The 25416-nt window shown below is 40.5% G+C and carries 25 protein-coding genes; 7 read left to right on the top strand and 18 right to left on the bottom strand.

Features of this window, described 5'->3' with window-relative positions:
• The first annotated feature begins 504 nt into the window (after positions 1 to 504).
• Positions 505 to 1056: a DJ-1 family glyoxalase III gene (locus SCALIN_RS15440; RefSeq protein ID WP_096895354.1), complete on the top strand. Its 552-nt coding sequence runs from the start codon at positions 505 to 507 to the stop codon at positions 1054 to 1056.
• Between the two features lie 141 nt (positions 1057 to 1197).
• Here the strand turns inward: SCALIN_RS15440 and SCALIN_RS22365 are convergent, their stop codons facing one another.
• The 3 genes from SCALIN_RS22365 to argH form a co-directional block, all read right to left on the bottom strand.
• On the bottom strand, positions 1198 to 1371 hold the full coding sequence (locus SCALIN_RS22365; RefSeq protein WP_162532353.1) for a hypothetical protein: 174 nt from the start codon (positions 1369 to 1371) through the stop codon (positions 1198 to 1200).
• Between the two features lie 41 nt (positions 1372 to 1412).
• Positions 1413 to 2729 carry a diaminopimelate decarboxylase gene (lysA, locus tag SCALIN_RS15435; protein WP_096895596.1) on the bottom strand — a complete coding sequence of 439 codons (1317 nt, stop codon included), beginning with the start codon at positions 2727 to 2729 and terminating at the stop codon, positions 1413 to 1415.
• Between the two features lie 168 nt (positions 2730 to 2897).
• Positions 2898 to 4292, bottom strand: a complete 1395-nt coding sequence (gene argH / locus SCALIN_RS15430; protein WP_096895353.1) for an argininosuccinate lyase — start codon at positions 4290 to 4292, stop codon at positions 2898 to 2900.
• 183 nt (positions 4293 to 4475) lie between these two features.
• Between argH and SCALIN_RS15425 the strand changes: the two genes are divergently transcribed.
• From SCALIN_RS15425 to SCALIN_RS15415, 3 genes are all read left to right on the top strand, one after another.
• The gene (locus SCALIN_RS15425; RefSeq protein ID WP_096895352.1) at positions 4476 to 4655 is read left to right on the top strand and encodes a hypothetical protein; all 180 of its coding nucleotides are present in this window, start codon (positions 4476 to 4478) and stop codon (positions 4653 to 4655) included.
• 31 nt (positions 4656 to 4686) lie between these two features.
• A complete protein-coding gene (locus tag SCALIN_RS15420) occupies positions 4687 to 8481 on the top strand; it encodes a UvrD-helicase domain-containing protein (RefSeq protein WP_096895351.1) in 3795 nt (1264 codons plus the stop codon).
• Positions 8482 to 8666: 185 nt separating this feature from the next.
• Entirely contained in the window at positions 8667 to 9545 is an 879-nt protein-coding gene (locus tag SCALIN_RS15415) for an isocitrate lyase/PEP mutase family protein (RefSeq protein ID WP_096895350.1), read from the top strand.
• 116 nt (positions 9546 to 9661) lie between these two features.
• Here the strand turns inward: SCALIN_RS15415 and SCALIN_RS15410 are convergent, their stop codons facing one another.
• Positions 9662 to 10333 (bottom strand): hypothetical protein, encoded by a 672-nt coding sequence (locus SCALIN_RS15410; protein ID WP_096895349.1) that lies wholly within the window; start codon positions 10331 to 10333, stop codon positions 9662 to 9664.
• Positions 10334 to 10510: 177 nt separating this feature from the next.
• Positions 10511 to 12223, bottom strand: a complete 1713-nt coding sequence (locus SCALIN_RS15405) for an ABC-ATPase domain-containing protein (RefSeq protein WP_096895348.1) — start codon at positions 12221 to 12223, stop codon at positions 10511 to 10513.
• Between the two features lie 282 nt (positions 12224 to 12505).
• Here SCALIN_RS15405 and SCALIN_RS15400 point away from each other — a divergent pair, with 282 nt between their 5' ends.
• From SCALIN_RS15400 to tsaB, 3 genes are all read left to right on the top strand, one after another.
• Entirely contained in the window at positions 12506 to 13405 is a 900-nt protein-coding gene (locus SCALIN_RS15400) for a hypothetical protein (RefSeq protein ID WP_133111949.1), read from the top strand.
• A 41-nt stretch (positions 13406 to 13446) separates the two neighbouring features.
• Positions 13447 to 14184: an MORN repeat-containing protein gene (locus tag SCALIN_RS15395; protein WP_096895346.1), complete on the top strand. Its 738-nt coding sequence runs from the start codon at positions 13447 to 13449 to the stop codon at positions 14182 to 14184.
• 148 nt (positions 14185 to 14332) lie between these two features.
• Positions 14333 to 15049, top strand: a complete 717-nt coding sequence (gene tsaB, locus SCALIN_RS15390; RefSeq protein WP_096895345.1) for a tRNA (adenosine(37)-N6)-threonylcarbamoyltransferase complex dimerization subunit type 1 TsaB — start codon at positions 14333 to 14335, stop codon at positions 15047 to 15049.
• Positions 15050 to 15074: 25 nt separating this feature from the next.
• Here tsaB and atpC read toward each other — a convergent pair whose 3' ends face one another.
• From atpC to SCALIN_RS15325, 13 genes are all read right to left on the bottom strand, one after another.
• A complete protein-coding gene (gene atpC / locus SCALIN_RS15385) occupies positions 15075 to 15341 on the bottom strand; it encodes an ATP synthase F1 subunit epsilon (RefSeq protein WP_096895344.1) in 267 nt (88 codons plus the stop codon).
• Positions 15342 to 15381: 40 nt separating this feature from the next.
• On the bottom strand, positions 15382 to 16791 hold the full coding sequence (atpD, locus tag SCALIN_RS15380) for a F0F1 ATP synthase subunit beta (RefSeq protein ID WP_162532376.1): 1410 nt from the start codon (positions 16789 to 16791) through the stop codon (positions 15382 to 15384).
• 128 nt (positions 16792 to 16919) lie between these two features.
• Positions 16920 to 17819 carry an ATP synthase F1 subunit gamma gene (atpG, locus tag SCALIN_RS15375; protein WP_096895342.1) on the bottom strand — a complete coding sequence of 300 codons (900 nt, stop codon included), beginning with the start codon at positions 17817 to 17819 and terminating at the stop codon, positions 16920 to 16922.
• A gap of 11 nt (positions 17820 to 17830) precedes the next feature.
• The gene (gene atpA, locus SCALIN_RS15370) at positions 17831 to 19339 is read right to left on the bottom strand and encodes a F0F1 ATP synthase subunit alpha (RefSeq protein WP_096895341.1); all 1509 of its coding nucleotides are present in this window, start codon (positions 19337 to 19339) and stop codon (positions 17831 to 17833) included.
• Between the two features lie 32 nt (positions 19340 to 19371).
• Positions 19372 to 19923 (bottom strand): ATP synthase F1 subunit delta, encoded by a 552-nt coding sequence (gene atpH / locus SCALIN_RS15365; protein WP_096895340.1) that lies wholly within the window; start codon positions 19921 to 19923, stop codon positions 19372 to 19374.
• Positions 19920 to 20426, bottom strand: a complete 507-nt coding sequence (gene atpF / locus SCALIN_RS15360; protein WP_096895339.1) for a F0F1 ATP synthase subunit B — start codon at positions 20424 to 20426, stop codon at positions 19920 to 19922. The genes atpH and atpF overlap by 4 nt, the downstream gene beginning before the upstream one ends.
• Positions 20427 to 20749: 323 nt before the next feature.
• Positions 20750 to 21013 carry an ATP synthase F0 subunit C gene (atpE, locus tag SCALIN_RS15355; protein ID WP_096895338.1) on the bottom strand — a complete coding sequence of 88 codons (264 nt, stop codon included), beginning with the start codon at positions 21011 to 21013 and terminating at the stop codon, positions 20750 to 20752.
• A 25-nt stretch (positions 21014 to 21038) separates the two neighbouring features.
• A complete protein-coding gene (gene atpB / locus SCALIN_RS15350) occupies positions 21039 to 21800 on the bottom strand; it encodes a F0F1 ATP synthase subunit A (protein WP_096895337.1) in 762 nt (253 codons plus the stop codon).
• A gap of 26 nt (positions 21801 to 21826) precedes the next feature.
• Complete coding sequence (locus tag SCALIN_RS15345; RefSeq protein ID WP_096895336.1) at positions 21827 to 22405, bottom strand: ATP synthase subunit I; 579 nt, start codon at positions 22403 to 22405, stop codon at positions 21827 to 21829.
• A 2-nt stretch (positions 22406 to 22407) separates the two neighbouring features.
• The gene (locus SCALIN_RS15340; protein ID WP_203415521.1) at positions 22408 to 22653 is read right to left on the bottom strand and encodes an AtpZ/AtpI family protein; all 246 of its coding nucleotides are present in this window, start codon (positions 22651 to 22653) and stop codon (positions 22408 to 22410) included.
• Positions 22654 to 22669: 16 nt separating this feature from the next.
• On the bottom strand, positions 22670 to 23962 hold the full coding sequence (gene hemL / locus SCALIN_RS15335) for a glutamate-1-semialdehyde 2,1-aminomutase (RefSeq protein ID WP_096895335.1): 1293 nt from the start codon (positions 23960 to 23962) through the stop codon (positions 22670 to 22672).
• A 160-nt stretch (positions 23963 to 24122) separates the two neighbouring features.
• Complete coding sequence (locus tag SCALIN_RS15330; RefSeq protein WP_096895334.1) at positions 24123 to 25061, bottom strand: SPL family radical SAM protein; 939 nt, start codon at positions 25059 to 25061, stop codon at positions 24123 to 24125.
• Positions 25058 to 25342: a GIY-YIG nuclease family protein gene (locus SCALIN_RS15325; RefSeq protein WP_096895333.1), complete on the bottom strand. Its 285-nt coding sequence runs from the start codon at positions 25340 to 25342 to the stop codon at positions 25058 to 25060. Before SCALIN_RS15325 ends, SCALIN_RS15330 begins: the two co-directional genes overlap by 4 nt.
• Positions 25343 to 25416 lie beyond the last annotated feature (74 nt).

Genomic DNA, 25416 nt, shown 5'->3' with positions numbered 1-25416 from the left:
ATACATTAACCTTTTTATTTGGCATTCCCGACTCGATCGGGAATCCAGGCTTTCCTTACTCTCTTGATTCCCGTTTTCCTGTTCCCGCCAGAATGCACGTCGGGCTGGCGAACGGATTCGCCCGGGCGGGTACGAGAATGACAGGAGTCAAATTCAACACTGTCATGAATAAAACGATAGCTAAGAGCCTTGCACTTTAAGTACAAAGTTTAAACCAGCTTGCTGATACAATAAAATCAGGTATTATCCATCCATTGAAATATGTAGTCCGTTTCCCAAACTGGCATATTAGAGATCCGTTTGAAAAACGAGGATACGGTTGCTTTTTTCTCTCTATTGAGAGGAATTTAAAAAAACTATCTTCTTTGATGTTAGACAGTAATTATAGAAGATGCAAATAAATTCTCATTTGGATAATTTGTTTTTTTCTTTTATAATTTCAGGAACTTAGTAATTGGAGAGAATAATTTCTTTTATTTATTACATTTCAGGAAGGAATATATTATGGCAAAGAATGTCCTTGTCCCAATAGCAGATGGCAGTGAAGATATTGAGACTGCGAGTATTGTAGATGTTTTGAGTAGAGCAGGCGCTACGGTGACAGTTGCCTCTGTCTGCGCTTTACAGATTACTGCTTCAAATGGTTTGAAACTGATCGCGGACCAATTAATTTCAGAATGTGTTAATAATTCGTATGATCTGATTGTCTTGCCTGGCGGCATGCCCGGTGCAGAACATCTACGTGACTCTAAAGAGTTGGTGAAAATGTTGAAGCGTCAGCAAGAGGAAGGCAAACTGTATGCTGCAATTTGTGCATCTCCATTTGTAGTATTGCATCATCACGGTCTACTGGCAGATCGAAAGGCAACTGCGTATCCTGGCTTTGCAGAACAACTGGAGAATTCAGATTCTATTGATTCACGGGTAGTAGTTGATAAAAACTGCATAACAAGTCGCGGCCCCGGAACAGCTGTGGAATTTGCCCTGAAACTGGTAGAGGAGCTCTATGGAGAGCAGAAGGCAAAAGAGATTGCAGAGGCAATGCTAGTCATTTAATAATTAAGGAATTGAAGAATTTAGAGATTCTGGATTTTCATATATCCATTATCAGGGGGCAATGTTCATGGTTGATTCTGGTTTGCTGCCTGTACCTACACGTTTCGGTTCAATCTACAAGTGTGAACCGGCAACAACAGATCAGTTATCCTTTCGAATCATTCTCTTATTCTCTTTTTGTGTAGTATCAGCGAGAGATCCTGTCAGGGGAGTTACCTTTCCATAAAGAACACAACCCTTGCATGATGGATCACATTTAATTCTCAGCCGGTTACAATAATAATCACGTGTCAGATGTGGACAATCCCAGCTCATTTTTCATCTCAAAAAAATTCTTAATTTATATAATTTACTCATCAGTCCAAAAACTCTTTCTCACCGGTAATCAAGTCTTCATATGTCTCTCTTCTCCTGACAGTCGAAAAACTATCACCGTCTACTAATATCTCACATGTACGCGGCCTTGTGTTGTAACTGGAACTCATGGTAAAGCCGTATGCACCGGTACTGAAGAAGGCAATCAGATCACCCTCCTTTACATCGGGAAACCACCGCTCTTTTGCGAGAACATCACTACTCTCACATACAGGACCTACGATATCTACCAACTCCAATCTTTTATCCGAACCTTTCTCTTCCCCCGGAAGCTCTACTTCCGGCATAGGCACATCGGTTTTCACAGGCCAGGCCCTGTGGACGGCATCGTATAGGGATGGACGGGCAAGGTCATTCATTGCCGCATCACAGATAACAAATTTCTTCCCCCAGGTAGCAACCTTTATATAGGTTGTTCTGGTCAACAGTATCCCCGCATTCGCGATAATAAATCTCCCGGGTTCCATTACAACCTTACAACCGAGTTTCTTTATTAAGGGCACAATATCTGCTGCATAATCACGCGGCCTTTTCACCTTCTCACCCGTATACGACATACAGTATCCACCTCCAATATTGACGTATTCAATACCCTGTTTACCCTTCTCATCAAGCGTTTCCTGGACAAATTTATATACTTTTTCAAGGCCCTGTACATAGGGCCCGGTTGAATAAATCGGTGAGCCAAGGTGTACGTGTATACCTTTGAGATCTATATTTTTATAATTATCGATATTCTTTATTAACTGACTGGCGCTTTCAAAGTCAATTCCGAATTTGTTCTCCTTCTTACCTGTAGTTGTCTTGTCATGGGTCTTGGCGTCAATGTCAGGGTTGATTCGCAAAGCAACCCTCCCTCTCTTCCCCATGGACCCTGCTATCCTGTCAATATTAGCCAGTTCTGCCGGAGACTCAACATTGAACATGAAGATATCATTTTCCAATGCGTATTTAATCTCCTCAGACGTTTTACCTACTCCTGCAAAGACGATTTTGTCCGGGCTGACACCTACTTTCAGTACCCTGTATAGCTCACCTCCGGAAACGACGTCAAACCCGGAACCTGCATCAGCCAACACCTTAATAACTGACAAATTAGAATTGGCTTTAACAGAGAAGCATATAAGAGGATCTACCTCTTCAAACGCATCCCTGATTTCAATAAAATGTTCCAGGATAGAATTTTTGCTGTAAATATATGCCGGGGATCCTGCTTTTTCTATTATCTCTTTTACCTTTACGTCTTCGCAATATAATTCATTATTCAGGTAGTTAAAAAAATCAAAACTAGTCGTCATCCTCTTCTCCATATTCATAAATCCACCTCAGTGTTCACAAAGAACACCGGGTTAAATTATTAATAGCAATGAAACTTCATTTTATCCAGCAACCTGCCTGATTTCACTATTCTAACGACAGTCCTCTTGAAAGAGAGGACTACGTTTTTTATGTAGGCAACCCCGTATTTAACAAGCCATTAACTTTTTAAGTTTTCTTTCCCACGCACTAATCTGCTTCTTTACAGACCCGGGAGAAGTCGAACCGTGACTTTTAAATTGTTTAATATAATTCTTCACACCCAGAACCCTGTAAACATCTTTGCCAATGAAAGACGAATGTCCTTTAAAATCCTCCAGGCTGACATCACTCAACTCCTTACCGTTTTTGCTGCATACCCCAACCAGTCTACCGACAATCTCATGTGCCTCCCGGAAGGGAACACCTTTCTCAACAAGATATTCCGCTAAAACCGTAGCATCCAGAAACCCTTTTCTGCAGCTATTCTCCATATTTTCAAGCTTCAGAGCGGTCTTGTTTATCAACTCTTTAAGGATAGACAGGCAATTCTTCACCGTGTCGGACGAATCAAATATCGGCTCTTTATCTTCCTGCATATCCCTGTTATAGGAGAGCGGGAGCCCTTTCATTAAAGTAAGCAGAGAGAACAGGTTTCCGTACACACGGCCGCATTTGCCCCTGATAAGTTCAAGTATATCCGGGTTTTTCTTCTGCGGCATAATGCTGGAGCCTGTACAATAGGAGTCGTCAATGTCCAGAAAATCAAATTCCTGGCTTGACCAGATAATCCACTCCTCACAAAATCTTGAGAGATGCATTGAAATAATAGACAACGCTGAAGCATATTCCAGGCAGAAGTCTCTATCGCTTACAACATCAAGACTGTTATTAAAAGTAGAAGCAAAGCCAAGGAGCTTACTCGTAATTTCAGGATTTGTATCAAGTGTCGTACCACCCAGAGCACAAGCACCAATCGGAGATTGATTCAGACGTTTCAGACAATCAACCAATCTCGTACGGTCCCGTTCAAACATCTCTACGTAAGCCAGGAAGTAGTGTCCGACCAGGACAGGTTGAGCATGTTGAAGGTGTGTAAAACCCGGCAATATACCATTCCATACGGGTTTAGCTTTTGTAACAATCTCCTGCTGCAGGTTGAGAATTATCGTTATTATTTCCTGAATCTGATCCCGGGCCCAAAGTCTCAAATCCAGAGATATCTGGTCGTTTCTGCTTCTGGCCGTATGAAGCTTCTTTGCTACATCACCTATCCGCTTGACCAGGGCAGACTCAATATTCATGTGTATGTCTTCATGTTCTGCCTTGAACTTAAACTTGCCGGTTTCAATATCTTTCAGGATGCCTTTTAAGCCTTTGATAATCGCATTTTTCTCTCCGGTCGTTAACAGTTTGCATTTCGCCAGCATTGTAGTATGCGCTATGCTCCCTTCAATATCGTATTTGTACAAACGGCTATCAAACGATATCGATTCAGTAAATGATTCGACCGAAGAAGCTGTTTTCTTTTTGAATCTTCCTCCCCACGCTTTTTTAGTTGCCATAGTTTCTTCTCATTTAAGTTTTTTTCGTGTTCTAAATATATCCAAAGGCATTATTTGTGTCAAGTTCTATATATACTTCAATACACACCTAAATCTTATTAATTCTTTTACTTAGAGCAGGCAGAAAAAATTCTGCAAGGAATTATTATTTGCCATGCACCAGGCTCGCAATGGAGATCAAAGGTGGAAAAAACAGAAAATGCAGAAAACTTCATATTTGAAGAAATTTTCACGCAGAGGAAAGAATTATTTTCTTTTGAGTTTTGTTTTCTTCGTTATTATATTACCAGGAAAAAGATAGCATTATATCCATTCCTGGAAAAATGTGATGCTTTAACATATCACCTCTTCGTCTTCACGTGAAGAATTACAAGTTACGAATAAAAATTGACTAATGGCAGACAAACTAACATATTCTCAGATAAAAGGTGTTACAACAACGGACAGGGATTTATGTGTTGTCGCCGGTCCTGGCTCAGGAAAAACGCGTGTTCTCATTGAGCGATTTGCTAACATTGTAACTACCCGCCAGGCATCAATAAATGAAATCCTCACTCTCACTTTCACGGAAAAGGCTGCAAATGAGATGAAGATAAGGGCTGCCGGTCTGTTCGAACGGAAAGGAATGGAAAAGGAGCGACAGGAGATAGAGTTTGCATATCTCTCTACCATCCATAGTTTCTGTGCTCGATTACTCAGAGAAAATGCGATAGAAGCAGCGTTGGATCCCCAATTTCGTGTTATGGATGAACTCGAAGCCGACAGGTTGAAAGAGCGTGCGCTGGAAAACACCCTTAAGGCGCAAACAGATGAAAAAACTCTTGATGCATTTCTGAATAAAATCTTCTGGAAGCAAACAGATTCAAAAACGAGCGGACTTAAGTCTTTCAAAGAAAACCTGATGCAGCTCTATGAGAAAATCAGGAACGCGTGTGTGCCGATTGAAGAAACGGTAAACTTTAATGATTTGTCATCAGATATTTCAGGTTCTTATAACAAGAGCAAAGAGTTGATAAAAGAGATCAGGCATATCTACTCAGAGAGCAAACTTACACCTAAAACAAGCGAAAAAGTAGAATACGTTTTAGAACAATGGAAGACCTCACACATACAAAGTGAAATAGATAAGCTATACTGCGGCAAAGAAGAAAACCACCCCTTCTCCCCTCCTTCCCGCCCGGCCATGCCGTTCAGACGGGCACAAAGAGGGGAAACAAAAGAAGCAGAATCCACTGGAAGTTCAATTGATACTAACGAACAATCCATAAGAGGCGACATTGCCCTTGCATTGTTGAACAAAGTGAAAACCATTCACTCTTCCATAAACCTGCAGGTTTCAAAAGACGTAAAAAAAATCTTGAGCAACTTACGCGACGAATTGAAAACACTAATAGCATCAATCGTTGAAGATTATTCAATATACAACAAGATAATGCTGAGGAACTTTCTCTTAAATTTCAGCATTGCTTACTCAGAGCAGAAAAAGGCAGAGAGCCTCATCGATTTTACCGACCTTGAAGTAATAACAATAGAGTTACTGGAAAACAGAGAGCACATAGCAAACGAAATAAAACGAAAATTCAAGCACATATTAGTAGATGAATTTCAGGATATAAGCAGATTACAAAAAAAGATAATTGATCTCATAAGAAGCAAAGATAATCTGTTTATAGTAGGAGACGCAAGACAATCCATTTATGGCTTCAGGAACGCGGATGTTGAGATATTTCAGGACATTCAGAATGAAATAGATTCCGAATCTTTAATAAGCCTGAATAAAAACTTCCGAAGCAGACCACAGATCCTGGATTGCATAAACCATATATTTAAAGAATTATGGCCGAAAAACTTGACCAGCAAGGATAGTACTGCTTCTCCGTATAAAAAAACTCCAGGACTTTCACTCCCTCCTTACGACAGTCAGAACTGCATGGCCGGGCAGGAAGGAGCGGAAAAACGGGTGGTTGAGAACACTCAACTAAAACCGGGAGCAGAATTCTCCGAGAAGTCTCTCCCATCAATCGAGATAATTGTTGCCGAAGGGAAAGATAAGATTGGGGCTCGAAAATGGGAATCCATAGAGATTGCAAAACGGATAAAGGAGATTGTTGACTCAGGCGAGATCAAGATAACAAACAAAAGAGAGCATGAAAGAGATATCTCCTACAGGGACATTGCTATCCTATTCCGCAGTACAAAAGACATTAAGCTCTACGAACGCAGCTTTTCGCATCTTGATATACCCTATTATGTTGTGAGTGGAAGGGGGTTTTATAATACAACAGAGATTACGGACTTGATTAACCTCTTAAAGGTTATTGAATCACCCCTTGACGAGATAAACCTGGCGGCAGTCCTGAAGTCTCCGTTTGTCGGGATAGATGATGATGTCCTTTTCAAGTTAGCAGACCACGCTCATAGTTCTAATCAGAAACACCTGCTTTACCAATCCCTGAATGTCGTTGATTCTATAAAAGAGATCGAAAAAGATTCGAGGGACAGGATTATCCAATTTGTTCAATTACTGAATGAAGTACACAATATTAAACCCCGAACCTCATTATGGAAACTTATCTCCTTCATCCTCAGGAAAACCGAATTTCAAACAAAAATGCTTCTTTTCTCAAATGGAAAAAAGAGATATGCAAACCTTAGAAAGCTGGTAGAGTTATGTAAAAACCAGGAAGAGTTTGAACCTTTGGCATTAAAAGATTTTATTGAGATTGTAAATAGTTATAAATTCAGGGAGATCAGAGAATCCGAAGCACCTATAGAATCTGAGGAGGATAATGTTGTTAAAATGATTACAACACACTCAGCGAAAGGATTGGAATTCCCGGTTGTTATTGTTGCCGATACTGACAGAGACAATACAAGGTCCTCAGACTATTTAGTATACTCAAAGGACCATGGAATCAGCTTTAAGATACTTAACCCATCAACCAATGAAGCGGAAATACCTCTTAGTTATGAACAGATTAACGATGAAATAACACAAAAAGAGTTACAAGAGTCAAAACGGCTGCTCTTTGTTGCTATGACAAGGGCACAGGAACACTTGATACTGTCAGGGGGAATAAGCAAAAGCAGATCCAGAGGAGACAGTGACAAAGGGAACTGGTATAACTACATCTCTGCCTCCCTTGACCTGAACGATGAATCTAAAGATGAGCGGAAAACCATAAAACTCGGACTGGATTCATCACGCCTGATCGAGGTGAAACATACGTGCATAAAGGGAGAAAACAGACCGTCTGCCCAAAAAGAGGAGAGCAAACTGAAAACAGGAAAAAGGCTAAAACTTATGACTCAACATAGAAGGGAGATAGCAGCATGCAATAAAATCGATACTCCATCACCTTCAGAAAAGATTGTAGAAACAGGAAAAAGGGTTTTATCAAGAATTAACTATAATGCAGAGATTGATAACCGTCACTATGTATACTCAGTTACAGAGCTGCTCAAGTTTCACTTCTGTCCGCAGCTATACTATCTCAATTCCATTCTTGGCCTGCAGGGATTAAGAGAAAAAAACATGGATCGCCCACATTCCGTTGAAGAAGATGAAAACAGACTGAATGATGATGAAATACCTGGACAGGAGCTGGGAAATATCGTACACAGCATCTTTAAGAAATATGAGTTCCCGGAAGACAATCTCAATGAATATATCAAAAAAGAACTATGTGTCTATGCTCCGTATAAAAATCAGAAAAGCGTAGACCTTATCGCAAATTGGGTAAAATCATTCTACAATAGCAATATAGGGAAAGAAGTTCTCTCAAGTGAACAGTGTAAACGTGAAAAATCATTTATTTTTAACCACCGGAACAATCATATAAGGGGGCAGATAGATCTTTTCTTTTTTGATAAAAAAGGCGTATTAAAAATTATTGATTACAAGGCAAATGATATAACCATTGATGAAATACCGGATAAAGTAAAACTTTATCAACTCCAGATGCAGCTTTACGCCCGAGCGTTGCAAACAATTTATGGAAAGAAGGTGGATGAAACCATACTCTACTTCCTTATACCGGATAAATACGTAGTAGTAGATACGACGGAAAAAGCATGCAGAGAACTGGATTCAACCCTGGATAACTTTTTCATAACACATAAGGATGGAGTGTTTAAAAAACTGAGAGATCAAAGATGTCAATGGTGTGAGCACAGTACGATATGTTAGAAAAAGATCTACCTGGATGGTATGGACCCCGTCCGAACGGTAAGGGCGGGCGGGAACTTGTTTGTCCTTGTTTTAAAATGTTTTGGTTCAGTCTGCTTGCCCGAATAGATATAGGCGGGCAAGATTGAATCTGGAAAGAGTAATTATCTTGTACTTCCGGTTAATCCTGTCTAAAATTGAAAAAAATGAACAAAAGCAATTTGCTTCGTAAAAGATTAGCGGAACCGGGCATAATATTGAGTCCGGGTGTGTATGATTGCCTATCAGCCAAAATAGCAGAAAGGACAGGTTTTGAGGTATTGTTTACTTCCGGTTTTGGTATCTCAGGGTCACTCCTCGGCTATCCTGACTATGGTCTGTTAACAGCTACTGAAATGCTGAATGCTGCAGGGAATATTTCTCAATCCGTAAATATACCTCTTATTGCCGATATTGACACAGGCTATGGAAATCCTGTCAACGTTGTACGTACAATTAAGGATGTTGTCAATCTTGGAATTGCAGGTGTTATTCTGGAGGACCAGATGTGGCCAAAGAGATGTGGCCATCTTGATGGCAAACATGTCATCACCATGGAAGAGCATGTAGAGAAAATACGTGCAGCCAGATTTGCCAGTGGAGAGAGTGGACTGGTAATAGTTGCAAGAACGGATGCACGTGCTGAATTGGGCCTGGAGGAAGCAACCAGGCGTGGCAAAGCATATTATGAGGCAGGTGCAGATATCATCTTTATTGAGGCACCTCAAACAGAAGAAGAACTCAAGAAGATACCATCAGCGCTCCCCAATGAGCCGCTATTAGCAAATATGATAGAAGGAGGAAAAACTCCCTGCCTTAATGCAAGAGAATTGGAAGAAAATGGTTTCAAAATAGGAGTCTTTGCACTATCCGGACTGTTTGCCGCAACCAGGGCAATTGAAGATTGCTTTCGCTTTCTCAAAGAGAATGGTACCACCTCCGGCTTTGAGAACATTTCATCATTTCAAGATTACAAAGAGCTCATTAACATAAAGAAATATAAGGAACTGGAAGAAAACTTTCTTATACGTAAACCTTCTTCTTAAGTAAATTAACAATAGATGGAGAATCAATACTGATAGCACTTCGACTCCCTCAGGATGACGTCACACGGGACGGAGCCGAAGGATGGTTTTTATCGTGACAAAGACTTGAGCCTTGTCTATTTCCTCTGAATAAGCAATGATTTCAACTCTGCATGTATCTGCTTCTGTTTGATCCTGTCTTTTGCAATCTCTATGTTGAATTCAGCATCAAGTTTATCAGGGTTATAAGCAAGGACTTCTTCCCATTTTAAAATAGCATCTTCAAATTTATCTTGTCTGTACAATTTAATTGCACTGTCTAATAACTCATTGGTACGGCTTATTTCTGTATCGGAAGGTTTTGAAACAGATTCTAATTTTTGCAACTGACCCCCCAATCCTTCCAGCTGAGTTCTTAAATCTTCAATTTGAGCAATTAGTTCCTGTATCTGTGGCCCCACTGCATCAAGTTGGGCTTTCATTATCTCTTTATCTTCATCTATGAGTACCAGATTTTTTTTGATCTCATCAATCATCTTTTCGGTTTCTGCTAATCCCTCTTCCAGGTGGCTTTTAATTGTACTTTGAGTGTTCAGTATAGTTCCAATCCCTGACTGTTGTGTATCAAGCTTATCTCTGAGAACATTGATTTCCGGCTCTATGTCATCAACGCTTTTGGACAGGGTATTTAATTTTTTATCCAGGACAACAACTCTTTCGGGCTGGTTAATACATCCACTACTAAGCAATACAAGAGAAATTAATGTAATTGCTAATAAGCAAAAAAATGTTGGATATATTTTATTCATGACTTTCTCTCCTTTTTGTACAAGTTTTGTAAAGGATATACCAGTATGTAATTTCTGAAAAAGGGTTTAAATACCGGAATTAATATAGCATTTCAACTAAACGGTTTAAAGAGGAAAATATGCTTTAATATGCTCTCGTTGTTGTCCAGATGCTGCCGGCTTATAGTTTGTTTCACGTCAGGCTCTTTGCTTTACCATTAATGCCCTGAATCGGTTCAATGTAGCGGAAAGTTCATAACTTCTGAATTCAGCAAAATCACCCCTTGCTTCCCGGTCACTTAAGCAGTCCAGCCCTTTTTCTTGAATATCTGCCAAAACTAACCGGCAAATTTCTTTTATGCTTTTCTCTCCGTCAATATATCGGCTGGCATAGTGAATAGCATAGCCTATGGCCCTCAACTGACTGGGATGTACAAGTTGTTCGACTGCGCTGACCTGGACTTTATGTATGCCGAATTGCACGTAGAGAAGTTCATCTATCTTGATATCCACCGACCTTTTACCTCTCTCCGCACTCAGTTTATTTGGTAATGGAATGCGCTGTGTTAATGAAAGAGATATGGTATCCAGTCTTTTTATAGCAGGACTTTCTTTAACTATTTGATGGGCTTGTGAGGTCAAATCATGAGGCCTGTATTCAATCATCCCTATAACCGCGTCAGCCAGACTGAAGTAGTCTCCACTTCCTCCCATAACAATCACGGTTGAGACCCCTTTCTCTTCATAAAGACTGCGAACATGTTCTACAAACGGCGTAATCGGTTCTTTGTCCTTAGCGATAAGGGCCTTCATTCGTAAATCACGAATCATAAAGTTTGTTGCCAGTGTGTCCTCATCCAGTAAAAGTGTTTTTGCTCCCACTTCGAGCGCCTCCAGGATATTAGCTGCCTGAGATGTACTTCCGCTGGCATTGGCAGTAGAAAATCCCGTGGTATCCTGATTAAACGGCAGATTAGAGATAAAGGGGTCTATATTCAGGTTTTGAATACTGCGTCCGTCCTCCGCCCTTATCTTGACAGCATCAGAATTAGTTACTACAAACTCCCTGCCGTCATCAGGAATGTGGTTATAGACACCATACTCCAATGCGCTTAAGAGAGTTGATTTTCCATGATAACCGCCACCGACAATCAATGTCACTCCCTTACGAATGCCCATCCCTGTTACCTCACCATGATTTGGCAATGTCATACTTACTCTCATCGATTGACAAGCCTGGAAATGGATAACTCCTTCCGACCTGAGTGGTCGTGGGTCAACACCACTTGCTCTGGGGAGCACAGCATTATCTACGATAAATGCGATCAAATCCTGTCCCGACAGACCATCCCTGATAAATTCAGCGTCTTCAATGGTCTCGATATGGCGATACAATATGTCTGACGAGAGTCTTTCATAACACAATGACTCATTTACAATCAGTGGAATAGTTTCCGAGAACATTCGTGCGGCTATTTTGCCGGCGATCTTACGCCCAAAAGCGGGTAGTCCAACCAGAAATCGCGCTTCGATATTATTATTTACTATTACCATGGCAGATGTTTTTAGTACTTCCTGACCCGGACGGTCTATTTCTATAGCACCACTTTTCCCAGAGCCCTCTCTTTGTGTATTATGTTTTATAATGGAATGATAAAACCGTCTCGTCAGAAAATCACATAAGGCAATTTTCCTACACTCATTATGATATGTATTTCCAGGGAATCCGGCTGTACTTATAGGGATTCTGACTCTTGCTTTACTTGGAACGGCAAATGGGTCTCCCTGGACATGGTCAATCCACATTTTATAACCATGGCATTCATAACCTCCTTTTATAACCTTATAAGCAGGGTAAGGCTTACCATCCACTCTTGTTAATGTCTGGAGTAGTTCATTTTGAGATTTCATCTCTATCTTGCTAAACAAAAAACTTTTATTGTCAGTTTTAATCAAGCTGTCCGAGAACAAGCAAAAGCACTATTACTATGTTATTCTATGAATTTATTCCTGAATACTAAACGCATTATTATATCATAAAATCTCCTTTTTTGTTTAGTACTTTGTTTGGCAGTTTAGTTGAGATTCATTTCTACATTAACCATGATTTGTATTGCTTAACAAAAACACTCCTTTATAATAATATGATATTTAACATTTGATGTCTCTGTAATTTAAAAAGGTGAGTGTAGAGTGAATAACATTAGCGATTCCGACTTGCAGATAATCTTAGAATTGTCTGTAAATGTGGGAACAAACTATTTAATGTGGTATGGGACCCATCAGGACCTGACCACAAAGCAGATACGTGAGGAATATGATTGTTGTGATGAGTTACATAAGGTGCTGGACGATTATGATCCTGATGGTGACAAAGGCCTTGATTCAAAACGACTGGCGGTAATGGTATACGAATACCTCGACAATAAATATTCAAAAAACCATGCAATACTCTATAGGGTCGGGTTTTCGATAGCACAGCAGACACTTGGTCTTTCAGCCAGACTGTCCACAAGCGACGAAGAGGATTCAGATAAATCGATAAACGACATATTGCCTGAACATATGAAAAATCTTAAGAGCAGGCTCAAAGGCATTTTACCATCTGATATAACAAAAACGGTTCTTGAGCTTGTGAGAAAAAAAATAGAAAAGGCCGGACTTGAAGTAGATATTGGTGATCTATTGGTCGAGGTTTTTAATAAAGTAGCTTTTCCGGAGAAAGGACGAAAGTTTACCGTTACAATGGGAGAGGGGCAGAAAACATACCAGACCTTTACGGAAATGATCGGTGACCTTCTCAGTTGTAGCGTGCAGGGTTTTACAAAAAGCTGTACATCTTTAGATGACCTGAACAATAAAGGTAAGTTTATGGAATCAACAGGTATCATTGTTGCTGATTTCCTGAAAAAGAACAAACATATCTTACAGGTAAATGAAAGCTATTTCCTTGAAGAGTTGAGGCAGTCCAGCCAATCTGATACCGACCAACCCGCTTTATCTTTCGATAAACTTGTTCTTTGTGCAATTGGTGGAATGGTCGAAGGCTATTGGCTTAAGCATCAACAGCAAAAGTATGATTCACCAAACTGAAACTATTTGTATGAACACATATTTATTTAAGGAGCTGTATTGTGAGAAGAGTACTGACAAACATAATAAAAAGAAAATCGCTATTAATTGTGATTTTGATATTAAATATTTGCTTAACTACCAAAGACACATTCGGGGCTGAACCGGAAGCGAACACAGAGGGGACAGCAACAGAGCAAAAAGCAGTAGCGAAATCGACAGAAAAAGCTGCCGATGAAAAAAGAAAGGACGGAGAATGCACTGAAGGTGACTGTGAAAACGGTAGAGGCACGAAAGTATACCCTGATGGCACTCAATACAAAGGTGAGTTTAAGGATGGCAGAAGGAGTGGGCAGGGCACCTATACATATTCGGACGGTGGCAATTACACAGGAGAGTGGAGTGACAATTTGAGACATGGGAAGGGAACAGATACTTTTACAAATGGAGTAATATATGAAGGAGACTGGGCGCTTGGGAAAAGAGATGGACAGGGAAAACTGTTCATGCCGGACCTAGGTACATACGAAGGAGAATGGAAAGAGGGAAAGAAAAACGGACAGGGTATATTTACTTTTGTAGAAGGTGGTAAATACGACGGAGAATGGGCTGATGGCATGTGTAATGGAAAAGGTACTCGAATATTTACTAATGGCAACAAATATGTTGGTGAATGGAAAGACTTTGCCGCTACCGGTGGCTGGTACTTCTGGCCGGACGGAAGCAAGACATGGTCTTACATGAACGAGAATTGGGAGTGGATCCACAAAGACTCAAGGCCAGGACATACTGACCACTGAGTTTTGCCTCGGTATACAGCAAAATACTTTCTCTGCAAAATCATGAAATATCAAACAAATATTTTTTTGTTCGTGTGTTTCGTGGACTTTTTGGTTAAAGTGAAGCAATCACCCTGCATAAAAAAAGCTATATTTATACTCGATCAATATGAAAGTAGTAGGTATCGAAACATCAGGTTTTATCGGAAACATAGCAGTCTGTGATGCCAACAGAGTCGTCTGCAAAAAAACGTATAGCAAAAACTTGAGCCACGGTAAAGAGATTGTCTCTTCTTTAGAATCAATCTTTAAAGAAATCAACTGGGATCCGAATGATATAGATCTGATTGCCGTCAGTATAGGACCCGGCTCTTATACTGGCCTCAGGATAGGTGTTACATGCGCAAAAACTCTGGCATACGGATTGGAAAAGCCGGTTATTGACGTACCAACACTTGATGTATTAGTAGAGAATGTAAAGGATAATTACGCAAACGCAAAAATCATTTGTCCTGTTATTGATGCAAAGAGAAAGAGTGTCTATGCGTGTATTTATGAAAGAAGCAATAATACATATAAAAAAGTTACAGATTATTTAATTATTTCACCTGACAGGCTCATCGACATCCTTCCTGAATCGACCTTGATTTTTGGAGATGGCATAACACCTTACAAACATATTTTCGCAAAAAAAGAGCTTACAATATTATCGGATCAGAAGCTGAGTATTACTGATGCGGCCAACGTTGCCAGATTAGGCCTGCAAAGATATGAAAATGGTAGACGCTGTGAAGTTAATGCGCTTGCACCACTATATTTAAGAAAATCAGAAGCAGAGGAAAAGCTGGAAGGGCGCAGGCTAAAGCCTGCGGCTACCGATTATTAAAAACCATTTTATACCTCCTGATCATTTACTGTTCTTCAACAGAATCAGCCAGTACAACAACCTTATTCCCTCTGACTTCCATAAAACCTCCACCCAGAGTCATTGTAACTACTTTCTCACCGGGCTCCGTAATCTTAAACGGACCCGGTTCAAGTGATGTTACAAGAGGAGTATGATGAGCCAGAACACCAAGATGCCCACTGGTCCCATGGGCAACTAGAGCAGTTACCTCTTTACTATAGACTATCTTCTCCGGAGTAATTACATCTAAATTATAAGTACTTTGTGCCATTATTTTATATTAACCTTGTTCATAATAGAGTGTTTAAATATTACGATTTAGCTTCCATCTCTTTCGCTTTTTCTACAACTTCTTCTATGCCACCGACCATATAGAATGCCTGTTCAGGAAGATGATCATGTTTGCCGTCAAGAATTTCCTTAATACTTTTTACGGTATCCTCAATCTTAACATATTTACCTTTTATGCCGGTAAACTGTTCTGCCACAAAGAACGGCTGAGACAGGAATCTCTGTAGCCTTCTGGCCCTGCCCACTATAAGTTTGTCTTCTTCGGACAGCTCTTCCATACCCAGGATCGCAATGAAATCCTGCAGGTCATTATAGCGCTGTAAAACTTTCTGCGTGTCTCTTGCAGCAGTATAGTGTTCATCTCCGACGATAAGCGGATCAAGTATACGCGAAGTTGACTTTAAAGGGTCAACAGCAGGATATATACCCATCTCCGCTATCTGCCTGGAAAGCCATATTGTTGAATCCAGGTGAGGGAATGTTGCAACCGGAGCAGGGTCAGTAAAGTCATCCGCAGGTACATATATAGCCTGCATAGAAGTAATAGAGCCTTTCTTGGTAGAGGTAATTCTCTCCTGCAGGTCTCCCATCTCATTAGACAGAGTCGGCTGATATCCAACAGCAGAAGGCATACGTCCCAAAAGCGCTGATACTTCTGATCCTGCCTGTACGAAACGGAATATGTTATCTACAAATAAGAGCACATCCTGCCCCTCAGAATCCCTGAAATACTCTGCCATGGTAAGCCCTGACAAGGCAACCCTTAATCTCGCACCCGGAGGTTCGTTCATCTGACCAAACATGAGGACTGTTTTATCCAAAACTCCCGACTCTTTCATTTCAAGCCAGAGATCATTTCCCTCTCTCGTTCTTTCACCTACACCGGCGAAAACGGAGAATCCTCCATGCTCACTGGCAATACTTTTGATAAGCTCCATGATAAGAACGGTTTTCCCTACACCAGCACCACCGAACAGTCCAACCTTTCCTCCCTTTGCAAAAGGAGCGAGTAGATCAACAACCTTAAGACCGGTCTCAAAAACGGTTGTAACCGCCTCCCTTTCCTCAAACGACGGTGGCGTGCGATGAATAGGAAGGCGTTGCTTTGCCTTTACATCACCAATCTTGTCAAGCGGTTCCCCAAGCAAATTGAATATCCTACCCAGTACTTCCCTGCCTACAGGCACTGATATAGGTTCCCCTGTATCAATAACTTCAATTCCCCTTACCATTCCGTCTGTCGGAGCAAGCGCAACACATCTGGCAGTATCGTTACCAATGTGTTGTGCCACCTCTGCGACAAGGCTGATGTTTCTCTTTTTATCCTCGATCTTCAAGGCATTTCGAATGGGAGCCAACTCCCCTGGGGAAAACCTTACGTCAACCACAGGCCCTATTATTTGTACTACTTCCCCTTTATTCAACGTAATTACCTCTCTTTCCTTACAATACTATTATCATTAATTTTCATATTATCACATAAAATCAATTATGTTTTCCTTTATCAATTGACTTTTTATATTTTAACTCATAAGCATGAAGAGTGACATACCAACAATCAGCTTGCCATTGCCTCTGACCCCGACACAACCTCCAGCAGTTCCTTGGTAATAGCTTCCTGCCTTGCCTTGTTATACACCTGCGTAAGATCGCCTATTATCTCTTCCGCATTTTCTGACGCGGCAATCATCGCCATTCTTCGCGCCGCATACTCTGCTGTCAATGACTCGAATATTGCCTGGCGCAACTGGCATTCAAGATATTTTGGCAGTAGCTTAGAAAAGATTGCATCTGAAGACGGCTCTAAAATGCTATCTCCCTGCAAAGCCCTCTTACCTTCAGCCTCTGCGGCATCTGCATCAATATTCTCTAAAGGTAATAGTCTGACCCGGGCAGGATCAGATTTCATCACGGTTTTGAATTTCGTATAAACCAGATGAATTTCATCAAAACTGCCTCCTTCAAAGTCATTAATCATCTTAGCGACTATTTCAGATACTTTATGATCTCCTGCCTTCAGCGAAGAGAGCCCTATCTCTTCTACTGTATCGGTATAATACTCATCGATCGTATATGGCCTGTTCTGAAAGAAGATATTGCCCTTCTTACCCATCAAATATAAGCTTATTTCCTTCTGGGAGTTTTCCTTAAGAAATTTAAGTGTATACTGTATAGCATTTGTATTATACGCACCGCATAATCCCTTGTCAGAAGTAATTAGTAAGACCATAATCCTCTTTACTTCGTCTTTTGGCTCACAGAAGTGCGCCTTCTCAGGGGTAGACCCGGTCAGATTACTCAATATAGATGTAATGTTCTGAGTATACGGACGTGAGGATATCGCTCTACCTTCCGCTTTTTTAAGACGGTTAGCGGCAACCATCTCCATTGCACGGGTAATCTGTTTGATGTTTGTAATACTTTTGATTCTATTTTTTATATCTCTGGTACTTTCCATAGTATTTCTTCTTAAGCGTTAAATCCTTTCTTGAATTCTGAGAGTACCCTGTTCAGGTTACTTGCAGTATCCTCTTCAATCTTCTTCTTCTCTTTTATTGCCATAGCAATTCCTGAATGTTTGTCTCTAATTTCCTGCAGAAATTTACTTTCGAAATCTTTTATTCTTTCAGTCGGCACATCATCCAAATGACCATTAATAGCGGCAAAGATCATTATAACCTGTTCTTCTACCGGTGCAGGTGTATATTGAGGCTGTTTCAATATTTCAATCAACCTTTCACCTCTGGATAACTGGTCCTGTGTTGCCTTGTCCAGTTCTGAACCGAACTGGGCAAATGCAGCCAACTCTCTATGTTGTGCAAGATTAAGTCTCAGCGCCCCCGCAACCTTCTTCATTGCAGGAATCTGCGCGTTTCCACCTACTCTTGAGACCGATAATCCCACACTAATAGCAGGACGAACACCTGAATTGAAGAGATCACTTTCAAGATAAATTTGTCCGTCTGTAATTGAAATTACGTTAGTAGGAATATAAGCAGCATAATCACCGGCCTGTGTTTCCACTACCGGAAGAGCAGTTAAGGAACCTCCTCCGAGCTCATCATTTAATTTAGCAGCTCTTTCCAACAAGCGAGAGTGAAGATTAAAGATATCTCCGGGGAACGCTTCTCTACCCGGCGGTCTTCTTAACAGCAACGACACCTGTCTATACGCAACAGCATGCTTATAAAGATCGTCGTACATGATAACAGCATGCTCACCTTTATCTCTGAAGTATTCACCCATAGCACAACCTGAATAAGGAGCAAGATACTGCATAGGAGCAGGATCACTTGCAGAAGCAACAACAACGATAGAATTCTCCATAGCGCCTTTTTCTTCAAGGGTTTTGATCACACCCGCCACCGTAGAAAGTTTCTGTCCTATTGCCACATATATACTGACGACACCCGTATCCTTCTGGTTCAGGATTGTATCAATAAGGATAGCAGTCTTACCGGTCTGCCTGTCACCAATTATCAATTCTCTCTGGCCTCTCCCAATTGGTATCATAGAATCGATAGCCTTTATACCTGTCTGTAATGGCTGAACAACCGGCTGTCTTTCAACAACATTGGGAGCAGCACCTTCGACCGGCCTTGATTGATCTGAAACTATTGGACCTTTTCCATCGACTGGCTGGCCAAGTGCGTTTACTACTCTTCCAAGCATTCCTTCTCCAACAGGAACTTCCACAATCCTACCTGTCGTCTTTACGGTATCGCCTTCTTTAATATCTTTATCAGTACCCAGCAACACACAGCCAACATTGTCCTCTTCCAGGTTAAGGGCTATTCCAAAAATCCCTCCCGGAAACTCCAACAATTCGTTTGACATGCAGTCATCCAGTCCATAGACTCTGGCAACGCCGTCTCCAACCTGGAGGACAGTACCAACGCTCTCCATTTTTAATTTGTCTTCGTACTTCTCTATTTCCTGCTTTATTATAGAAGCAACTTCATCTGGTCTTACAGTCATACCTCATATACCCCCACAAAATAAAAACGCCCTTATGCAAAGGCTGTCTTTAACAAACTCTTTTTTAAATTTTTCAGATGGTTAGTGACACTGCCATCAATTATGTTATTTTCTATTCTGACAATCATCCCACCAATGATATCTTTATTAACTTCCGTTTCTATTAGAACTTTTTTCTTCGTCAGCTTTTCCAGGTTTTTCTTCAATTTAGCAAGTCTGTCTTCGGTCAATGGGATTGCAGTTTGAACTATTACGGGCACAATACCTCTGATTTTTCCAGCAACGCCTTTGTATACGTCCGGCAGAAAATCCAGCATCCTTTCCCTTCGCTTATCAATAAGAACAGAGAGAAGGTTCTTTACCCACTTACTGGAACACTGAGACACAAGAACCTTATCAACAATTCCTTTTTTATCGGTTTTTGTAATTGCCGGATGGTATAGAATATCACGAAATTCTTTACTCGAACTCAGTAGCTGCTTAATACCATCAAGATCTTTTTCTATATCACCGGTATCACCATGTTTAACAGCAACTTCATACAATGCCAGCGAATAACCTTCTATTAAGCTATTTTCTATCAAGACAGCGCCCCCACTCCCTTAATAACATCATCCACTAATTTTTCTGCTGTTTCACGTTTTGTCGACTGTTTGATCAATCTGGAAGTTGAAAGAATTGTCAAATCCACAACCTGATTTCTGACTTCTGCCAGCGCCTTCTTTCTTTCCATATCGATATTCTTGTGGGCTTTGGCTTTTTCATCTGCGACAGCTTGATGTGCCTCTTCCAACATTTTGCCACCAACGTCCTTCGCCTTATCTACTGCAGCCTGAATCTTTGCCTCAGCAGCCTCATCAGCCTTAACCGCTTTCTGCTGATACTCTTCCTTAAGTCTTGCAGCTTCTGCCCTGTCATCTTCACTTTTCTTGTACGTGTCTTTTATCTCATCAGCCCTGGATTTTATTATTTCTTTAATCCTGCCGAAGAGAAATTTCTTCATCAACACCAATAGTATCAGAAAACCTACTGCCTGGATGAAGACCATTTTAAAATTAACGCCTAATGCTTCTAATAAATTCCCCACATTTATTCTCCCATGTTACCGCTTTTAGTTTACTGACCAAGTCATTAATCAAAAATATTTTTTGTCAGTACCTATTACTTATATATGTTAATAATCCTAGTGCAGAAAGCCTTACATATTTTTAACTTTAAAGGCCTTTTCTGTAATTTGTTCAGATGGAACCCTTAAGATGATTTTTATGATCTGGCACAACACATGACTTACCAGAAAATCATTAATACCTTAATTCAGCAATTGAACAGTATTAATAGTTAAGGCATATCAATACGGCTCGCCACACTAGAAATTATTGTAAGGGGTACCTTGACACACTAGCAATAATATTAATGTGAAAGCACTTTTAAAACTGAAGCTGCATCCGGCAATTTCCCGAGCAGAATAAACGACAGAACAAGCGAGTAGATTGCCAGCGCTTCAATAAATCCCAGACCGATGAACATAAGCATCTGAATCTTCCCAAAAAGCTCTGGCTGCCTTGCTACTGAAGTTGAAGCTCCATGGACTGCAATCCCCTGGCCTATTCCACAACCAAAAGAGGCAAAAGCCAGCATACCAATTGCAATTGCTACACACGCAAAATAAATCATTTTCGAAATCTCCCTTCTCTAAAAATTATAAATGTTTCTCTCCAATTGAGCCCGCTATATAAAAACTAGCCAAGAACGCGAAAATAAAGGCTTGGAGTGATGCTAATAGTAAATCCAATAAAACAAACGGGAAATGTATCGGTATAGGAATCAAACCAAGTAATAAAGGAGAAAGTCCTATAAATATCGAGAGAACCGTATGCCCTCCCATCAAATTCCCGTAAAGACGCATTGAAAGAGATAACGGACGTGTCAAGAACTCTGATATAATATGCAGAGGAAACAGCATTGGAGACATCCAACGTGGCTCTCCCATCATGTGCTTAACGTATTTTACCGGCCCGTTATGTTTGAGTCCGTAATAATGAGTGGCAACAAATACCAGTAAGGTAAGCGCCAGTGTTGTATTATAGTTTGTCGTTGGAGAATGCAGCAACGGAATCTGGCCTATGAGGTTCATTATCAGAATATATAAGAATAGAGTACCTACAAAAGGCAGAAACTTATCTGACATCTTCCCAAGAATTGATTTCACAAAACCGTCAAGTGCTTCCACTAAAAGCTCAAGAATTGCCTGCACTCCTCCCGGTATTTTCTTCAGATTACTCGTTGCAATCATTGAAAAAATACCAAGTAACGCAATAATCATCATTGACATGACAATCGGAAGCAGCTGGTGAAGTGTAAGCCCGAATATTTCAGCATGTTTATCTATAGGCAGCAAATCAAAAAATGTAGGAAGCTCAGGTACACCCCCACTAGAACTGCCATGTGTCTCTTCTGTCAAACCTTTACTCCTTCTTAAACAATAAACTATAAAGCATTCTCAACTATCTGATGAGTATGAATATTCGAAACAGAATCTGATTTAATATCTAAACTTACATCATGTTCTGAAGAATCGTTCTCTTTGTACTCGGTACCATCATGTTTGGCCTTATTGAGAAAATTTACTAAAACCATGCTTACGACCATTGAAAGCACTACCATCTGTACTATTGAAATACCTATAAAAAAGGCCAATAGGTGAATTGGTAGATATTCAAAGATAAGATAAAATACCAAGGCCAACACCAGTATCTTTCCGGTACCCATAAAGGCAAACAACATTGACTTTGTTGTAGATCCCTTGTTCGCAGATTGCGCCCCTATATCAGCAAATGTTTCAGGATTAAGCCCCTGAAACATATATTTTATAAATTGCCACAATGCAAGCGATGTACAAAAACTGATGACAATACCAATTGCAAGACTAAGGGTAATGTCGAATGATTTGTAGCGGAAAGAAATCAGTATCATCAATACCGACACAAACAGCGTCGTGTAAAATGCCTGTTTTACAAAATTCTTCTTAACTGTTAGCAGTTTTTGTGATTTATTATACAAATCCATTATCAATTTTCCTTATCTTTTTCTTCAATTTCCTTAATCGCCTTCTTCAGCACATTACAGATTTCTACAACTCCTGCAGTTAAGCATAGCAGAAGCGAAGCAATTAGAAGCCATGGTTCTGTACCAAGCTTCGAATCCAGATAACGCCCTCCAAAATATCCGCCCGCAAGGCAGGCGGCCATCACAAACCCTAAACTACTGGTAAGCCCCAAGGCACGAAATGTGCTTCTGGAATCATCAAGATTCAATACGCAGATTCTCCGCTCATTTCTTTAAAGTCTTCATAACTTGACAACTGGCAGCGATTGTCGCGTCAATATCCTCTTCACTATGCACGGTTGAAATAAAAGCAGCCTCAAACTGAGAAGGCGCGAGGTATACCCCTTTTTCCAGCATGCCATGGAAATAAGATGCATATCGTTCAGTATCGCATTTTTTAGCAGACTCATAGTCTGTCACTTCCCCCTCACTGAAAAACGTACACATCATCGATCCAACACGTGTATGATATGTTGGGATACCTGCCTCTTCGGCAGATCTTTTCAGACCTTCAGCCAGCCTCTTTGAGTTTCTCTCCAGCTTAGTATAAACACCCCTCTTTTTCAGCTTTTCCAGAGTAGCAATGCCGGAAGCCATTGCCATCGGATTTCCTGATAACGTTCCCGCCTGATATACTGGACCGGTTGGCGATATACAATCCATTATCTCCGCTTTGCCGCCATATGCCCCTACCGGCAATCCACCTCCAATTACTTTACCAAGAGTAGTTAAATCGGGGGTTACTTTTTGCAGCGCCTGCACTCCCCCATGAGAAACCCTGAATCCTGTCATTACTTCATCGAAAATCAGTACAATACCATATTTATCCGCAATTTCTCTTAACCCCTTTAAATATCCTTTTTTGGGCGGAATAACCCCCATATTCCCTGCAACAGCCTCTATTATTATACATGCAACACTTTCACCCTTTTCCCGACATACTTCCTTTACGATGTCAAGATTATTATAAGGCATTGTTAATGTATTTTTTACATAATCTTCCGGAACACCAGGGCTTGTCGGAACACCTAATGTAGTCGCCCCCGAGCCAGCCTGTACAAGAAGGCCATCTACGTGTCCGTGATAACAACCATCAAACTTAATAACAATATCTCTCCTGGTATAACCCCTTGCCAGGCGAATAGCACTCATTGTCGCCTCTGTTCCGGAATTAACCATCCGGATCTTCTCGATTGAAGGCATAGCATCTTTTACGAGCTGGGCCAGATGCGTTTCCAGTTCCGTCGGAGCACCAAAGCTCGTACCTTTCTTCAGGACCTCCTTCAAAGCTTTTACGACAGACTTATCAAGGTGCCCTAAAATCAGCGGACCCCAGGAAAGCACATAATCAATATATCTATTGCCATCGATATCATTAAGATAGCAACCATGGCCCGATTCTATAAAAAGAGGATCGCCCCCTACTGCCCCAAAAGCCCTTACCGGGCTGTTCACACTGCCGGGAATACTTTTAAGGGCCTCACTGAACGCATTTTTTGACTTTTCAACAGTTAGCATATTACAAAACTCTTCCTGATATCTCTAAAATTTCTGGAATTTTTCAAAAAAATTTAACATATCAATAATGGTTTTTAATGTCAATAATAAACTGAAAATATTAAAGAAAAATCTGGCTGCTTACACCCACCTTACACTGACAGACAGTTTTCAAACCTTCCTAATATTGACGTGTCTTCTTGTCAAAATACTTCTGCCATACATTCTTACATGTTAAATCATCTGAAACATCAGGGTTTTTGTAGCCGCATACATATGTCTCTATATCGTACTGTTTTGCTAATAACGATATACTCTCATACTTTTTCAACCTGAAGTCCAGATTTAAGGCATTGACCCTGGACTTACTGGACAGAAGCCGCATGTCAACTTTATCGCGGAAAGCCTGAGTGATTTTTTCCATGATTTTTGTGTGACCTAGTTCCTCAGAAAGATTTCTGTTTATGATTGGCCTGAGAAACAGATAATTAAGACCTGCACTTTTTATACCCACTTTACCTACAATCTTTAACAACGGACCGAGATTGCCGGCAGAATCTGTCAATCCGGGAATTAATGGATCGAACCTTATTTCAGGCAGTATCCCTATTTCGGCTAAAGCACTTATATTTTTTAATCTGGTACCGGGTGTTGCCGCATGTGGCTCAATCCTTTTTTGAAACTGTTTGTTTAAAGTCGTCATCCCTATATGCGCATTGACTTTATTACTATGTGATTTAAACAAGGCAATAAATCTATCCGGGATACGCCCTTTCGTAAGAAAACTTACCCCAATACCTTTCCGCAGCAAAAGAGCCATTACACTATAAGCAGCATCTAAAACCTGTTTTACCGGTTGAAACGCATCACATGAAGAGCTGAAGTATACAAATTTCGGCAGTCTCCTTTTACGGCTTAATTCATTTTCAAGTTTTTCGACCAGGTTGGCGTACAATACAATTGTCCCGTCTCCCGGATAATTCGAATATCCTCTAGCGTAGCAATATGAGCAGAGATGTGCGCATCCGGCAGTAAGGTTAATGGTTGGTATATTATCAAGACACTTAAGAGTCGATGGAGAGAGCACACTGGATTTTCGCTCTTTATGGACTACTTTCATATTTCCTTCTTTATTTCCCGCATCTTAATCTTACCATCTACCAGCAACTCTTTTTTGATTTTTGGAAGTTTTTTTACTTTTGCTTCAACCTTCAGTGCCGAACTCTTGTCTCCAACCCTCTTTTTCAGGACCAGTTTTAAAGGGGCTTTTCCTCGTAAGTATTTTGATCCTTTTTTATCATTTCTCTCGTGCTCTTCAAATCTTCTTTCCACATCAATAGTGATGCCTGTATACAAGCTCCCATTTTTACATCTAATCAAATACAAAAACCAGTTATTCATTTACTTAGCTGCAGTGCCCATTTCCCAAACAGGCTTAATACTTTTCCCGTTTGGGAAACTGGCACTACACACTC

The sequence above is a fragment of the Candidatus Scalindua japonica genome, from assembly GCF_002443295.1.
In the GTDB taxonomy this organism is placed as follows: domain Bacteria; phylum Planctomycetota; class Brocadiia; order Brocadiales; family Scalinduaceae; genus Scalindua; species Scalindua japonica.
This window is presented reverse-complemented; position numbering and strand designations above follow the sequence as displayed.